Source organism: Caminibacter profundus (genome assembly GCF_054657155.1).
Genome location: NZ_BAAHXC010000001.1, coordinates 404,756 through 417,618 on the forward strand (window position 1 = coordinate 404,756; position 12,863 = coordinate 417,618).

The window sequence follows — 12,863 nt, forward strand, 5'->3', positions numbered from 1 at the left end:
TGAGTAGCTAATACTCTTTTACCTTCAAGAAGTGCTGTAATTTTTTTTCATCAGCTTCAATACCTTCTATTTTTAATGTGCCTACAAGAGTTTTGATTTTAGATATTTTTCTAAGTCTTAAATCTTTTTTAATGCTTAAAGCACCAATTTTTTCCGATATTTCGCTTATTAAATTAACAATAGCAGGAGTTATCTCAAATGGTGGGATATGCATTTGTTTCCTTAATTTTTTGTAGCTTTTATAATTATATCTCATTTTTAATATATCAGACATTTCTCACTAAAAAAATTATTTTTTAATGAGTCTCACTAAAATAAACTCTTTTATAAAAAGATAATGCAATGAAAAATAAAAGCATTAACTAATCCAATATTTAAATTTTCAAGAACTCCTATAAATTCGGATTAAAAAAAAATGAGTGCGAAATGTCAGGTTAATTCCGTCTTTTAAGAAATTTTTTAAATCGGTCTTCATCAGAAATTTCTTCTTTTACAATTTTTTTAAACTTTTTTTCTTTTATTTCAATTTTTTTATTAAGATAATCTAAAGTTCTTTTTCTTGGTAAAAGCTTATTTGTTTCCATTGTTAATATACATTTTATACAACCATTTATACAGTTTTTATCATGTTCTTCATCAATATATAATCTTTGTTTTGTTTTTCCTATCCAATTATTACATCTATTTTTTGCTAAATCATACACATAACCTACACCTCCTGATTGATTATCATATATTAGAATATAACAATTTTCTTTTTCTACTTGAACTAATGTATTGATTTCTCTTTCATCTATTCCCAATTCCTCAGCTCCACTTAGTTTCAGTGCATTTGCAAGAGCTGTGGCAACTAACCCATCTTGTATTTCTCTTTTAGGAATGATAATACCAATTTTCAATTAGTTAGTTACTTTAAAAATGTTTAAAACTGCTATTATTTCAATACTTTTCATCATTTTCCATTGTCCATTTTCCATTGTCCATTTTCCATTGTCCATTTTCCATTGTCAATTGGTATAATAATTGAATCTGTGATTTTGAGGCAAAATTGAGGACAAGTTTTTAAATATAACAACATAGATTTTAAGGGAATTTTAATGTTTAATGTTTAACAAAATATCGAAGTTATGGGATGTTTAAGACTAAAGTGTCTGAGGATAAAGTAGTTTAAAAGTTTTAAATGGTGCGGCGGGGGTGCGTCGATTTATTGTTTATATGTGTTTATGTCTGTATCACTCACCTTGAAATGTTACCATAAATTCAATGTTTTATAGTCTATATGTGTATATTGTTGTATCATAGTAGCTATAAAAAAAGTGAGGTCGGTAGTGGGGTCGGTTTTTTTACCGCACCATTTTTTAAAGGAGATTAATATGGCGAATGTAAATTTAACACAAAGTGCTATTAATTCATTTTTAAAAAGTGATAAAAAGAAATTAAGTGATGGAATGGTTAAAGGATTGAGATTAGTTAAAAAATCAAAATTTGTTATTTGGGAGTTTAGGTATAAAAAGATTGGAACTCAAAAAGACACTAATATTAAAATCGGTAACTACCCAGATATTAGCTTAAAAACAGCCAGAGAAATAGCAAGAGAATACAGGGAGTTATTAGCAAAAGGTATTGACCCAAGATATTATAAAAGAGAAAAAGAAGAAGCCATTAAAAGAGAGCAGGAAAAGAAAACTTTTAAAATAGTTGCTTATGAGTTTTTAGAACTTCAAAGAGATAAAGTATCAGAAAACAGGTTTAAAAGAAACTATTTAAGAGCTTTTGAAAAGTATGCAATACCTTTTATGGGTTATAAAAAGATTGATGAGGTTACAAGATATGATTTAATAGAGTTAATAAAAAAGATACCAAAAATAAAGCTACCAAATGCAACAAGAGCTACAAATAAAACAGCAACAGCTAAGGAAGTGTTTGGATATGTTAAAAATTGTTTAGATTATGCTTTAAATTCAGGTTATATAGAGTTTAATCCAGCTTATGGGATAGACCCAAGCCAGATACTACCAAAAGAGCAGAAAAACAAAATGAAAGCAGTTATTGATGAAAATGAGGTAAAAGAATTATAAAAAAAAATATCATCTTACGAGTATGAAGCAGGTCGTTATATTATGCAGTTTCAGACACTGACAGCGTTAAGAAATGTGGGGTTATATCATTTAAAGTGGGATTATATTAGCTGGGATAAAAAAATCATTATTTACCCAGTAAATACCTACAAAGGTAATAAACAAGAGTATCGTTTACCGCTTACAGATACCTTAATTAAAATTCTTCAATTCTTCAAAAAAGTTAATCATTCATCAGAATATGTTTTTATTAATAAGCCAATAAAAGATGATAGTTTTAGCAATAGATTAAAAGCCTATTACAAAAGGCTAAATATTACAAATCATACACCGCACGGATGGCGTAGCTCATTTAGAAGCATTGCAAGAAAACTAAAATTAGCAGATAATGACACGATAGAACTTCAACTTAATCACTCATTAGGCAATAAAGTCGTAGAAGCATATATGAGAGATGATTTACTTGAAGAGAGAAGAGAACTACTAATTAAGTGGGAAAACTTTTTAACTTCTTAATTTTCTTTTTTAGCCTTTAAATAGAAATTAAACGAAAAAAAATAATTTTATTGTCAATTACTAAAACATTAACTTAATGTTAATTTTTAGAGATAAAAAAAATTTTTTTTTATGAAAAAAAGTGCGAAAATGGAGAAAAAAGTCTAAAAAGTCCTATATTTCCTATATTTTTTAAACTTTTACTCTCAAAAAAATTGGAGAAAAAATAACTTAAAAAATGGCTCAAAATTATGGTAGTATCGATGTTTTCTTGACATAGATGACCATTTTTAAAAAATGGAGAAAAAATGGAGAAAAAATGGAGAAAAAATGGAGAAAAAGTGGAGAAAATCACTTTTGTAATAAAAAAATCCTTATTTAAAGGCTTAATTTATATATTTTGTGTTATAATTTATATAAAAAAGGTTTAAGTATGACTATATCAATTGGAGAACTTCAAAAGAATATTTCTATAATCAAAAACATAAAAGAGCCTATAATTGTAATTGATAAAAAGAGTAAAAAAAGAATAGCTATTATTGAACCTATAAAGGATAATGATTTAGATTTACTTGATGAACTTATGCAATTTGATAAAAAAGTGGATAAAGAGTATTCAAAAGAAGATTTTGAGAAAATTTATACATCTTCTTTAAAGGCTAAATATGATATTAATTGATGCAAATTATATTATTAGGCTTTTTACTAAAACACCAGATAAACAATACCAAGAAGCAAAAGAGTTATTTGAAAAAATAGCAAAAAGAGAAATAAAAGCGTATATAAGCGAGGGTATTATAATGGAGTGCTTTTTTGTATTGCATAAGTTTTATGATTATTCAAAAGAAGAGACAGCTAATATATTAATAAAAATTATGAGTATGAAAAATATTATTAATGATGAAAAAGAGATAATTATTACAGCGTTAGAGCTTTTGAAAAAATATAATATCGATTTTATTGATTGTTTATTGTGTGCAAGAGCTAACATATTGACACTGGAAGTTAAAAGTTTTGATAAAGATATTAAGAAGTGTTTAAAATAACATTTTTATATGAAATATTGAATAATTATTGATTTTATAGTGATTGATAATCAAAATTTTTACTTGGTATTTGTAGTTACAATGAAATTTATTAAAGGTTTTAAATGATAGATTTTATTATAAATTTGATATTAGCTTATTTTATGGGTATTGTAATGTTTTATGTGGGAATATTTTTATTAGCTGGAATTGTGTTTATTTTTATCAAAATATATGATTTTTTTATTTATTTAAAAGATTTGATATTTGATTTTATAAAAAGTAGTTTTATTTTTTTAACATCACATTTATTTGAAATTTCAACAATTTTATCATCGATATTTATTTTATTGATTATATATCAGATTTTAAGCAAAAGAAAAGAAAGAATTAAAAATAAACTTACTTTTTTTTTAAAAAAGTCTAAATTTAAATTAATTGCAATTAATAATAAATTGCAACCTATAATAAAGCCAATAAAAGAGTGGAATGATAGACATAAGCCAAAAGATATAAAGTCAATGAAAAAATATGGTTTGATTTCATTAGTAGTTGGTTTGTTTGGAGCAATAATATTTTATAGTAGTGGGTTATGGTATATAGCTTTATTTTATTGTTTTTATATAATATCTGGAATATATGAGGTATTATTCCCACAAAAAGCATTGAAGCAATTTTATAAATAATATGGGTCCTGTGTAAACTAACCTTTTCCTGCGGACACTCGCGACCGCAAAATTTGCACACACAATAAGATTTTTTTAGGTTTACATATTTCAATAATCATTTTTGAAACTTACCTTTAAAACTCCCATAAATAGAAAGATATAAGCACTTTTAGTAAAAATCATTGTGTAAACTTCAAAGAATGTTTTGTGATTATTTTACCTTCTGGGTCCTTACAGGGTGAAAATCGTGTGCGGTGGTCGCCAACCCCAGCTTTTACACACACAAATTCTGAAAAAAAGTGGTTGACAAATTTAGTTGACAAAATTATATTAAATCATTGATATATCGGGCCTTTTAAGCAATGTAAACTATGTCAACTAATATGTCAACTGGTTGACATATTAGTTGACAGGTTGACAAAAGGAGCAAAATGGAATTGGTGTCACAAAATCAGTTAGCAAAAGAACTTAAAATTAGCAGACAATACATAAGCAAATTAGTCAAAAAAGGAGTTTTTGATAACTGCTTTGAGTGGAATATGTTATTCTTTAATTAATTCTTTTGTGTAAAGAAAAAGAGTGATTAAAATTAAAGAAGTTGAGATTGTTAAGATAACAATATCGTTTTTTATAAAAAGAGCAAGTATAATATTTAAAATCACCCATGCAACTAACGAAACAACAAGTGCTATAAAAAACCTTACCATTTTAAAAGCTGTAAATAAATCTTTCATATTTTTATTATACCATAGGGGCTATATCAAAATTTTTAACTTTTAAAAGGAACATCGACCGCTCAACCACGAAAAAACAAAAACTAATTTTAGGGGGGTGGGGGTATGCTTAAAATTCTTTTTAAAAGGAAACAAAAGTCAACAAGATTATAAAAGTTTCTATTTTATAAAGTTGTGAGGGATTAGAGCTTAAGTTAACTTTTTGTATATTATTTAACTTATATTCTATTTTATGTTAAAATTGCTAAAACTTTTTAACATAAGGATATGTATGAAGTTATTACCTTTAAGAAAAGATATTGAAACTAAAAGAGTATTAAAAAAGTGTATTTCAGCTAATCGTGCATTATCACTTCTTAATGGCGTTGCAAATATAATACCAAATCAATTAGTATTAATAAACTCTTTAATTTTAAAAGAAGCAAAGTCAAGTAGCGAAATAGAAAATATTATTACTACAAATGATGAGTTATACAAAGCGGAAATTGATTTTGAAGTTTCAAGAGAAACAAAAGAGGTGCAAAGATATAAACAAGCACTTTTTAAAGGCTATGAACTTTTAAAAGAAAATAACTTACTCTTAATAAAACATTTAATCGAAATTCAAAGCGTAATAGTTAATAATAATGCAGGGATTAGAAAACAAACAGGAACACAGCTTAAAAACTCAAAAGGTAAAGTTATCTATACCCCGCCTCAAAATTATGATGAGATAATGCGATACCTTATCAATTTAGAAAAATATATCAATGATGATAGTTTAGAAGATTATGACTATTTAGTGAAAATGGCGATTATTCATTATCAATTTGAAGCTATACATCCATTTTATGATGGTAATGGGAGAACTGGGCGTATTCTTAATGTGCTTTATTTAGTATATAAAGAGCTTTTAAACTTGCCTATTTTGTATATTAGTGATTTTATTATCAAAAATAAAGAAGAGTATTACAAGTATTTAGCTAATTTACATCAAGATAAGTATTGGGAAGATTATATCTTATTTATGCTTAATGCAGTTGAAAAAACAGCTATTGATACAATAGAAACTATAAAAAAAATAAATACTTTAATGAATAAACAAAAACAAATCATAAAACAGCAATTACCAAAAATCTATTCAAAAGAGCTTATTGAACTACTTTTTATTAATCCATATACAAAGATTGAATTTTTGGAAAAGAAACTAAATATTACAAGACAAACAGCGTCAAAGTATTTGAAGCAGTTATTAGCTATTGGGATACTCCAAGAGCATAAAAAAGGCAAATTCAAATATTACATTAATACAGACTTTTACAGCCTTTTAAAAGAGACATAAAGCAGTATTCAATAATTTTATATATTTTATAAAAATAAATTAAAAATAATGGGGAAGAAAATGGAAGATAATTATACTTATATTTCAGATGAAATTAAAAACACTTTAAAAAGAGATAGTGAAATATACTTAAATTTATTTAATGAACTAAAAAAATGCAAAGATATATATGAAAAATATTTATTATAAAATTTTTTATAAGAAATAGAGTAGATAGGATACTTGATAATATTGTTAAGGAACTTCAAATAAATAACCTTATTGAAAATACTACAACCTCTAATTATATAGTAAATGGAGAGTGTATAACAGATGAAAATGAAAAAACAAAAATTAAAGAATTTATTATAAATGAAACATATAAATCATCTTATCAGAATTATTTACAGCTTATAAAACAAGATGAAAAGTTTGTTATGGAAGATATAATCGAAATTGAGGTTGAAAAAAGATTTTTTAATAATTCAGCACATTGTTATATAACAGAGTTTTTAAGAAAGTTTTATAGAAAATTAATATTTAACAAGTCTCATAATTCAGATATTTTTCTTAATATTGATTTGGATGCAGATGAAAGAGAATTATTAGCATTAATTAGGATAGCGAAAAAAAAAGTTAAGGGAGAAAAAGATATTTTAATGCAATGTATTTATGATATTTTAAAAAATATTACAAAATATAGAAAAGATAGACTTGAATTAGAGGACAAATTATCAGATATTATATTTTTATTTGATGCTAAATATTTAAACATCAAAGAACATAATATTAAAAATTTATTAAACAATTATTATATTGAAAACTACCCACAAATAGATATAAGCTATATATCTGGGACTTACTTTTATCGTATTAAAAAAATGATTAGTAATATATTCAAAGTTATTAAAATTCTACAAAAAGACCTACAGGAAAAAACTAAAATTCTAAATCAATAAAATAACTTTTTCTCTTATCTCTTATAGGTTATTTTTCTTTATTTCATAAGACCCATTTCTTATGAAATTCATAAGCATAGTTTCTTATGTTTATTACTTTTTTTTTAAAAAAATCATAATTCCATTGTATAAAGTTGTTTAAGTTAGGCTATTCTCATTTTGTATTAACTTATTGAATTTAGATAAAGCTAAAAATGTCAATAATAATAAACAAAATTGAGGGTAGTTTAATTTTTGGGCTAATATTTTAAAAAACACAAAGGAGCTAATCAATGGTAAAAGAGCCTTTATACAAAAGAGCGAATGAAATTGCGGAAATGTTTAGTATTGGTAGAGCAACACTATACAAATACTTAAATGAAGACCCAGAGTTTCCAAAGCCTTTAAAGGTGAGTAGTAAAGTAACCTTATGGAATGTTTGGGAGATTGAAGAGTATTTTAAAAAAAGAAGTCAAAAAGCTCAAAACTTTTAAGGATGGGAAAATGAAAATCATTAAAAGATATTTACCAAAAGCGAAATGTCCAGAAACTCCACTTGATTGGAAGTATTTAAAAAGTCGTGAAGTGTTATGTTTGATAGACAAGTTGCTTAATGGTGAGATGGTTAATCAAGTTAATAATAATTGCGGAGTTTCCAAGATAACTAATGCAATAGCTCATATTAGAAAGTTTATCGGCTATGAAAATATTATGAATGTGAGAATTGATGGTTTAAGATGTGATTTATATGAATTGGTTAGAAATCCTCAAAGCATACAAAAGCTAAAAGAGCTAAAATTAATTATCGAAGCATATTTAAAAGAGCCACTAAAAAGAAAAGGGAGAAAATGAAAATATTCATTTTAAAGGGCTATAAAGCTTTTTCAATCTCAAAAGGGTAAATATAGCTAAAAAAGAAAATAGTTTAATAATAGGCGTTTTAGGAGCAAATAAAGCTATTTTTCAAGTAGTTTTTCAAGTTTATCAAAGATACCAAGATGAAAAATCATATCGGCTACATACAATCCCACTAAAAAAACAAAAATTATCAAAAGTATTTTATCCATTGTTATCCTTTAATTCCTCTAATTCTTTTTGGATTTTACCAACTTTATGCAAATTAAACAAGAAGCCATATAAAGAAAATGAAAAAGCTATTATTAAAATAATATCGGCTATTTTGTTATCGATTTTAAAAAATGCAAAAAAACTACCACTTAACCCAGCAGACCATAAAATTACTTTATCTTTAATTATTGAATATTTTAGTTTCAAAATCTCTAATTCATTCATTATTACCCTTACAAATTACATCTTTTACATCATCAAGCGTCTTAGCTTTTATGTAGTTATTAAGCCAAGTTTCAACCCATTTTGGAACTTCATTTTTGGACTTCCAAGTTGTGGAAATAGTAGTATTGTGAAGACCACAAATATTAGCAAATTCTTTAATAGTCAGGTTGCATTTTTTAAGCATTTGTTTGAATTCATCATAATTCATCTGGTAACCTTTAATATAAAATATAGAAAATTTTATCAAAAAAATTCTATAAAATGAAATTTTTAAATTGACTTTATAATTCTATTTATTCTATAATTAGATTTATAAAATTCTATTTTATAGAAATATAAGGAGCAAAACAATGAAAAACACAAAAAGCATAATTTTAGATAGCGAATACATTGTAAGAGACATTGAGGGTATTGGTATGCTATTGTAAAGTTTAAGTTGTGGTTTATTTAAAGATGGGACTATTGCAAAGAGGGAATATTTAGCAATGCAGGTATTGGTTGATAAGTTACTTGAAGATATTGCACCAAGAGCTAATGAACTTATACAAGCAAGTTACTCTCTTTTAAAGGCTCAAAAATGAACCTATTAGAGAACTTAAAAAAAGATTTCAGAATAACATCACTTCTAAAAGACCATAACTTAACTTTTGAAGATGTGTCAGTAATACAGAAGTTGAAATTATTAAATTTGATGAAATGAGCGTAACTATTTACTTAAAAGAGTTTGACCTTGAATATACCTTATTCAAATATGACTGGTATTTTATAGAAGCCTTACATATCCTTTTTTTAATCTCAATAAAAGACGAGTATGCAAAAATTAGCGATAAATACCATCTATTTAGTGGTTATGATTTAAATAAGCTCACATATGCAATAAGAGAGGATTATAATCACTTAGGCGGTATCTATTCAAGATACTTTTTTGACCCAGCAAGTAATGAGAAAGTGTTAAAAGATAGCATAAAAAAAGAAGATGTCTACAAATATATCGAATTTATAAATAAAGCTACTTCTTTTTAAAGGCTTTATGATGGTTAAAGTAATTAAATTACATTTAGGAATTTACCAAATAGAAGCAGGTAATAAAGCGATAGTATTACCAGCTAAAAATGAATTAGAAGCCATTAAAAAGGCTTGCAGGTTTTTAGGTATTAATTACAATGAAATTATAGCTACATCATCTTTAAAGGCTGTAAAATGAGATTAAAAGATATTTCAATATTAGTAACCCAAGATATTGCAGTAGACATTTTAGCAAGTTTAGGAGTAAATATAAAGCCAAATCGTAATTTTTCACTTAGAGAAGATGACAAAAATCCAAGTGCTTCAATGTATATGAAAAATGGAAAAGTTAGATTTCACGATTTTGGGACAGGATTTGATGGGGATTTGATTGATACTTTAAAAGAGTTTTTTAATATCCCTTATCAAGAAGCTAAACACTTAATAGCTTCATATTTGGGATTGAGTAAATTCAATAATATCAGCTCTTATAAAAAAGAGTTTAAACCTATAAAAGAAGAGATTTTATCTTGTAGGGAGATTAAGGCTATTTGGGATAGATATAAGCCGTTATCTTCTTTAAGTGAAGAAAAAACAAAAGAGATAATAAATAAATTAATACCAGTAGAATATTTTATAACCGCTAAAAAAGAAGATAAAAAAGCCTTTTATAATGCTGTTAGATTTGACCCAAAACAAGATGAACCAGTAGTTGCTACATTTACTCCGACAGGCAATATTTTAACTATAAGGCATAGAAGATATAAAACAAAAAATACTATTATCAAATGGAAATCATTAAAAAATACAGAAGCTAATAAATATACTCAAATAAGAATTAAAAACAATGACCCGATATTTATTATTGAAGGAACTCACGATTATACAACTGCTTTACTGCTTGGAATAAATTTTATAGCACTTCCAAGTAAAAACTATAAAACCTTTAAAAATGAAGAGCTTGCACTTTTAAAGGAGAAATATGATTTTATTATACTACCAGATTTAGACTTCAAAAACGAAAATGATGAGAAGTATAAAAAGTTTAAAAAAGAGTTAGCAAATAGCTTAAAAACTCTTATACCCCAACTTGAACCTTACACTAAAAAGACTATAACTATTTGGAACTTAAAAGAGCGTTTCTTTCATTTTAAAGGTATTGAAAAGGTAAAAGATTTAAGTGATTTATGCGAAGTATCAGACTTATACGATAGCACTTATTTAAGAGTATTTCATTTATTAGCTTCTTTTATAGCTAAAGACCAAACAGATTTAGAAGTAACCTTAGATTTAGAGAAAGGAGAAATATGAGTATTACTATAAAAACAGATTTTGATTTACCTATTGACATTATACCAAAAGAGCTACCAAAAGAAGAGGAGCTTATCAATCGTCTTTTACTGGATGTAAAAAAGATAAATATTTTTGAGTATCTAAAAGAGTTAGGCTGGAAGCCAAAATATGACAATAAAGGAAATTATTTACCACCAAAACAAAAGGAAATAAAAGTCGGCTTAATAGAATATCTTTTAAATCTTGCAAAAAATAAAGATTGGAAAATAATTAAAGATGAAAGTGATACTATTTATATTTACAACGGAGCTTACTGGATACCATTTAGTAAAAGTGAAATAATAGAATTTTTGCGAAACTTTTCTCTTAAAGTAGGACTTCCTCTTTTAGAGGCAAAAGATGAAGCATTTATTGAAAAATTATATAAACAACTTATAAGTGCATTACCAATAAGAAAAAGAAAAAAAAGTGCTTTAAACTTGATAAACTTGCAAAATGTAACTTTTAACATTGAAACAATGCAGTTGCAAGATTTTAATCCCAATGATTTTTTAACATATCAATTGCCTTTTGAATATAATCCCAATGCAGTTAATCATTTATGGCTTAATTTTTTAGATGAAGTTTTACCAGATAAAAACACTCAAAGAACTCTTCAAGAGATTTTAGGCTCAATATTTATTAAAAATATTAAATTAGAATATGCTTACTTTTTATATGGAAGCGGTGCAAATGGTAAAAGTGTAATAATGGAAGTATTAAAGGCTTTACTTGGAACTAATAACCTATCTTTTCATTCAATAGAAGACTTAAATAAAGAGTATAACCGAGCAGAACTAAAAGATAAAATTTTAAATGTTGCAAGTGAAGCAGAAACAAGAGAAATTAAAAGCGATTTATTTAAAAAGTTAGCAAGTGGAGAACCAGTAATAGCAAGGCACTTATACGGCAGACCTTTTGAGATGGAAAATTATGCTAAATTACTATTTTTAGTAAATAGACTAAAACTTAAAAGCATTGAATATACAGAGGGTTTTTTTAGAAGATTTTTAATTATTCCTTTTAATGTAACTATTCCAAAGGAAAAAAGAGATAAAAAGCTCCATTTAAAAATTATTAATAAGGGATTAGATGGAGTGCTTAATTGGATAATTGAGGGAGCTAAAAGTATTTTAGTAAATGAAGATATTTATATATCTGTTGAATGCGAAAAAGCATTTAAGAAGTTTATAAGAGATATTGACAGCGTTATTCAGTTTTTAGATAATAATAATTTAGGCAAATCAAATTATGATAGATATTATACAAGTGATTTGATTAAAGATTATAGGACTTGGTGTTTTGAAAATGGACTTAAATCCTTAGGGAGAAATGAGCTTTTTAAAAGACTTGAAGCATTAGGTTATATAAAGTTAAAAGACAAAAGACACTATTTTCTTATAGGTAAAAAAGAAGATTAATTTTTATTTTTATCTTCATTCTCCATTTTTTCCGCAGTTTTTCTCCACTTTGTTTTATAAAAATGGAGAAATAAAATGCCTATATTTAGGGACTTTTGGAGCGTTTCTCCAATTTCGCACTTTTTTTTATAAAAAAATTTTTTTTATTTCTAATAAAATAAGAAAATATTTAAAGTGTCATAGGGTGCAAAAGGTGCAAGTTTTTTTTATATTCACACTTTTTTTTATTTTTATACAAAACTTCATTAAAAAATCTTCAAATATTCTTTTTCTTTTAAAGGCTTATATTCAAATTGATTAATCATTTTGATTATAGAGTTACTATTAGTTAGGTCATCTCATTTTAGATAAATTTGAGTTAAGAAATGGGGTTAAATTTAAAAAAGTGGGGCTATTAGTGGGGTCAATTTTTACTTAATTTTTCAAAGTGCTTATTTTATGGGAGTTTTGAGCTAATAAATGGTGCGGCGGGGGGGACTCGAACCCCCACGGGCTTACGCCCACAAGACCCTCAATCTTGCGCGTCTACCAGTTCCGCCACCGCCGCAAGCAATAAAATTGTACCAAAAATTAG

20 protein-coding genes and 1 tRNA gene are annotated in these 12,863 nt (G+C 26.0%); 15 read left to right on the forward strand and 6 right to left on the reverse strand.

From position 1 onward, the window contains the following. Positions 1-7: 7 nt before the first annotated feature. Together ACYQ1U_RS02080 and ACYQ1U_RS02085 are read right to left on the reverse strand one after the other, a co-directional pair. A complete protein-coding gene (locus ACYQ1U_RS02080) occupies positions 8-214 on the reverse strand; it encodes a hypothetical protein (protein WP_459883732.1) in 207 nt (68 codons plus the stop codon). 220 nt (positions 215-434) lie between these two features. After that, on the reverse strand, positions 435-899 hold the full coding sequence (locus tag ACYQ1U_RS02085; protein WP_459883733.1) for a DUF1998 domain-containing protein: 465 nt from the start codon (positions 897-899) through the stop codon (positions 435-437). A 474-nt stretch (positions 900-1,373) separates the two neighbouring features. Between ACYQ1U_RS02085 and ACYQ1U_RS02090 the strand changes: the two genes are divergently transcribed. The 6 genes from ACYQ1U_RS02090 to ACYQ1U_RS02115 all read left to right on the forward strand — a co-directional run bounded on the left by ACYQ1U_RS02090 (position 1,374) and on the right by ACYQ1U_RS02115 (position 4,823). Then, positions 1,374-2,078: a tyrosine-type recombinase/integrase gene (locus tag ACYQ1U_RS02090; RefSeq protein ID WP_459883735.1), complete on the forward strand. Its 705-nt coding sequence runs from the start codon at positions 1,374-1,376 to the stop codon at positions 2,076-2,078. A gap of 42 nt (positions 2,079-2,120) precedes the next feature. Then, entirely contained in the window at positions 2,121-2,594 is a 474-nt protein-coding gene (locus ACYQ1U_RS02095) for a tyrosine-type recombinase/integrase (protein ID WP_459883737.1), read from the forward strand. A 412-nt stretch (positions 2,595-3,006) separates the two neighbouring features. Then, positions 3,007-3,252 carry a hypothetical protein gene (locus tag ACYQ1U_RS02100; RefSeq protein ID WP_459883739.1) on the forward strand — a complete coding sequence of 82 codons (246 nt, stop codon included), beginning with the start codon at positions 3,007-3,009 and terminating at the stop codon, positions 3,250-3,252. Next, the gene (locus tag ACYQ1U_RS02105; protein WP_459883741.1) at positions 3,239-3,619 is read left to right on the forward strand and encodes a type II toxin-antitoxin system VapC family toxin; all 381 of its coding nucleotides are present in this window, start codon (positions 3,239-3,241) and stop codon (positions 3,617-3,619) included. Before ACYQ1U_RS02100 ends, ACYQ1U_RS02105 begins: the two co-directional genes overlap by 14 nt. 104 nt (positions 3,620-3,723) lie before the next feature. Further along, entirely contained in the window at positions 3,724-4,284 is a 561-nt protein-coding gene (locus tag ACYQ1U_RS02110) for a hypothetical protein (protein WP_459883743.1), read from the forward strand. A 413-nt stretch (positions 4,285-4,697) separates the two neighbouring features. Next, a complete protein-coding gene (locus ACYQ1U_RS02115) occupies positions 4,698-4,823 on the forward strand; it encodes a hypothetical protein (protein WP_459883745.1) in 126 nt (41 codons plus the stop codon). Here the strand turns inward: ACYQ1U_RS02115 and ACYQ1U_RS02120 are convergent. Next, complete coding sequence (locus tag ACYQ1U_RS02120) at positions 4,809-5,000, reverse strand: hypothetical protein (protein ID WP_459883747.1); 192 nt, start codon at positions 4,998-5,000, stop codon at positions 4,809-4,811. The two genes, ACYQ1U_RS02115 and ACYQ1U_RS02120, sit on opposite strands and share 15 nt — an antisense overlap. A gap of 271 nt (positions 5,001-5,271) precedes the next feature. On the opposite strand from ACYQ1U_RS02120, the gene ACYQ1U_RS02125 reads away from it, so the two are divergent. The 5 genes from ACYQ1U_RS02125 to ACYQ1U_RS02145 all read left to right on the forward strand — a co-directional run bounded on the left by ACYQ1U_RS02125 (position 5,272) and on the right by ACYQ1U_RS02145 (position 8,090). Continuing rightward, positions 5,272-6,321: a Fic family protein gene (locus tag ACYQ1U_RS02125; protein WP_459883749.1), complete on the forward strand. Its 1,050-nt coding sequence runs from the start codon at positions 5,272-5,274 to the stop codon at positions 6,319-6,321. Positions 6,322-6,381: 60 nt separating this feature from the next. Then, a complete protein-coding gene (locus ACYQ1U_RS02130; RefSeq protein ID WP_459883751.1) occupies positions 6,382-6,510 on the forward strand; it encodes a hypothetical protein in 129 nt (42 codons plus the stop codon). Positions 6,511-6,737: 227 nt separating this feature from the next. After that, positions 6,738-7,259 (forward strand): hypothetical protein, encoded by a 522-nt coding sequence (locus ACYQ1U_RS02135; protein ID WP_459883753.1) that lies wholly within the window; start codon positions 6,738-6,740, stop codon positions 7,257-7,259. A gap of 272 nt (positions 7,260-7,531) precedes the next feature. After that, positions 7,532-7,732 (forward strand): helix-turn-helix transcriptional regulator, encoded by a 201-nt coding sequence (locus ACYQ1U_RS02140; protein WP_459883755.1) that lies wholly within the window; start codon positions 7,532-7,534, stop codon positions 7,730-7,732. A gap of 10 nt (positions 7,733-7,742) precedes the next feature. Further along, positions 7,743-8,090 carry a hypothetical protein gene (locus ACYQ1U_RS02145; RefSeq protein WP_459883757.1) on the forward strand — a complete coding sequence of 116 codons (348 nt, stop codon included), beginning with the start codon at positions 7,743-7,745 and terminating at the stop codon, positions 8,088-8,090. 207 nt (positions 8,091-8,297) lie between these two features. Here ACYQ1U_RS02145 and ACYQ1U_RS02150 read toward each other — a convergent pair whose 3' ends face one another. Both ACYQ1U_RS02150 and ACYQ1U_RS02155 read right to left on the reverse strand, forming a co-directional pair. Next, positions 8,298-8,531: a hypothetical protein gene (locus ACYQ1U_RS02150; RefSeq protein ID WP_459883759.1), complete on the reverse strand. Its 234-nt coding sequence runs from the start codon at positions 8,529-8,531 to the stop codon at positions 8,298-8,300. Further along, positions 8,524-8,739, reverse strand: a complete 216-nt coding sequence (locus tag ACYQ1U_RS02155) for a helix-turn-helix domain-containing protein (RefSeq protein ID WP_459883761.1) — start codon at positions 8,737-8,739, stop codon at positions 8,524-8,526. The genes ACYQ1U_RS02150 and ACYQ1U_RS02155 overlap by 8 nt, the downstream gene beginning before the upstream one ends. A gap of 488 nt (positions 8,740-9,227) precedes the next feature. Here ACYQ1U_RS02155 and ACYQ1U_RS02160 point away from each other — a divergent pair, with 488 nt between their 5' ends. The 4 genes from ACYQ1U_RS02160 to ACYQ1U_RS02175 are packed head-to-tail and all read left to right on the forward strand — an operon-like array spanning position 9,228 to position 12,289. Further along, a complete protein-coding gene (locus tag ACYQ1U_RS02160; protein WP_459883763.1) occupies positions 9,228-9,554 on the forward strand; it encodes a hypothetical protein in 327 nt (108 codons plus the stop codon). Positions 9,555-9,564: 10 nt separating this feature from the next. Next, positions 9,565-9,735 (forward strand): hypothetical protein, encoded by a 171-nt coding sequence (locus ACYQ1U_RS02165; RefSeq protein WP_459883765.1) that lies wholly within the window; start codon positions 9,565-9,567, stop codon positions 9,733-9,735. Further along, complete coding sequence (locus ACYQ1U_RS02170; RefSeq protein WP_459883768.1) at positions 9,732-10,847, forward strand: hypothetical protein; 1,116 nt, start codon at positions 9,732-9,734, stop codon at positions 10,845-10,847. The genes ACYQ1U_RS02165 and ACYQ1U_RS02170 overlap by 4 nt, the downstream gene beginning before the upstream one ends. Beyond that, complete coding sequence (locus ACYQ1U_RS02175) at positions 10,844-12,289, forward strand: DNA primase family protein (protein ID WP_459883770.1); 1,446 nt, start codon at positions 10,844-10,846, stop codon at positions 12,287-12,289. The genes ACYQ1U_RS02170 and ACYQ1U_RS02175 overlap by 4 nt, the downstream gene beginning before the upstream one ends. 460 nt (positions 12,290-12,749) lie before the next feature. On the opposite strand, the gene ACYQ1U_RS02180 is transcribed toward ACYQ1U_RS02175, so the two are convergent. After that, positions 12,750-12,836, reverse strand: a tRNA-Leu gene (locus tag ACYQ1U_RS02180). Between the last annotated feature and the right edge of the window lie 27 nt (positions 12,837-12,863).

Bases quoted from the DNA above. Each gene is read 5' to 3' on its own strand.
- ACYQ1U_RS02170 (WP_459883768.1), top strand. From the start codon at position 9,732: ATGAGATTAAAAGATATTTCAATATTAGTAACCCAAGATATTGCAGTA.
- ACYQ1U_RS02160 (WP_459883763.1), top strand. From the start codon at position 9,228: ATGAGCGTAACTATTTACTTAAAAGAGTTTGACCTTGAATATACCTTA.
- ACYQ1U_RS02140 (WP_459883755.1), top strand. From the start codon at position 7,532: ATGGTAAAAGAGCCTTTATACAAAAGAGCGAATGAAATTGCGGAAATG.
- ACYQ1U_RS02165 (WP_459883765.1), top strand. From the start codon at position 9,565: ATGGTTAAAGTAATTAAATTACATTTAGGAATTTACCAAATAGAAGCA.
- ACYQ1U_RS02135 (WP_459883753.1), top strand. From the start codon at position 6,738: ATGGAAGATATAATCGAAATTGAGGTTGAAAAAAGATTTTTTAATAAT.
- ACYQ1U_RS02130 (WP_459883751.1), top strand. From the start codon at position 6,382: ATGGAAGATAATTATACTTATATTTCAGATGAAATTAAAAACACTTTA.
- ACYQ1U_RS02150 (WP_459883759.1), bottom strand. From the start codon at position 8,531: ATGAATGAATTAGAGATTTTGAAACTAAAATATTCAATAATTAAAGAT.
- ACYQ1U_RS02095 (WP_459883737.1), top strand. From the start codon at position 2,121: ATGCAGTTTCAGACACTGACAGCGTTAAGAAATGTGGGGTTATATCAT.
- ACYQ1U_RS02115 (WP_459883745.1), top strand. From the start codon at position 4,698: ATGGAATTGGTGTCACAAAATCAGTTAGCAAAAGAACTTAAAATTAGC.
- ACYQ1U_RS02100 (WP_459883739.1), top strand. From the start codon at position 3,007: ATGACTATATCAATTGGAGAACTTCAAAAGAATATTTCTATAATCAAA.
- ACYQ1U_RS02080 (WP_459883732.1), bottom strand. From the start codon at position 214: ATGCATATCCCACCATTTGAGATAACTCCTGCTATTGTTAATTTAATA.
- ACYQ1U_RS02110 (WP_459883743.1), top strand. From the start codon at position 3,724: ATGATAGATTTTATTATAAATTTGATATTAGCTTATTTTATGGGTATT.
- ACYQ1U_RS02155 (WP_459883761.1), bottom strand. From the start codon at position 8,739: ATGAATTATGATGAATTCAAACAAATGCTTAAAAAATGCAACCTGACT.
- ACYQ1U_RS02125 (WP_459883749.1), top strand. From the start codon at position 5,272: ATGAAGTTATTACCTTTAAGAAAAGATATTGAAACTAAAAGAGTATTA.
- ACYQ1U_RS02105 (WP_459883741.1), top strand. From the start codon at position 3,239: ATGATATTAATTGATGCAAATTATATTATTAGGCTTTTTACTAAAACA.
- ACYQ1U_RS02175 (WP_459883770.1), top strand. From the start codon at position 10,844: ATGAGTATTACTATAAAAACAGATTTTGATTTACCTATTGACATTATA.
- ACYQ1U_RS02090 (WP_459883735.1), top strand. From the start codon at position 1,374: ATGGCGAATGTAAATTTAACACAAAGTGCTATTAATTCATTTTTAAAA.
- ACYQ1U_RS02145 (WP_459883757.1), top strand. From the start codon at position 7,743: ATGAAAATCATTAAAAGATATTTACCAAAAGCGAAATGTCCAGAAACT.
- ACYQ1U_RS02120 (WP_459883747.1), bottom strand. From the start codon at position 5,000: ATGAAAGATTTATTTACAGCTTTTAAAATGGTAAGGTTTTTTATAGCA.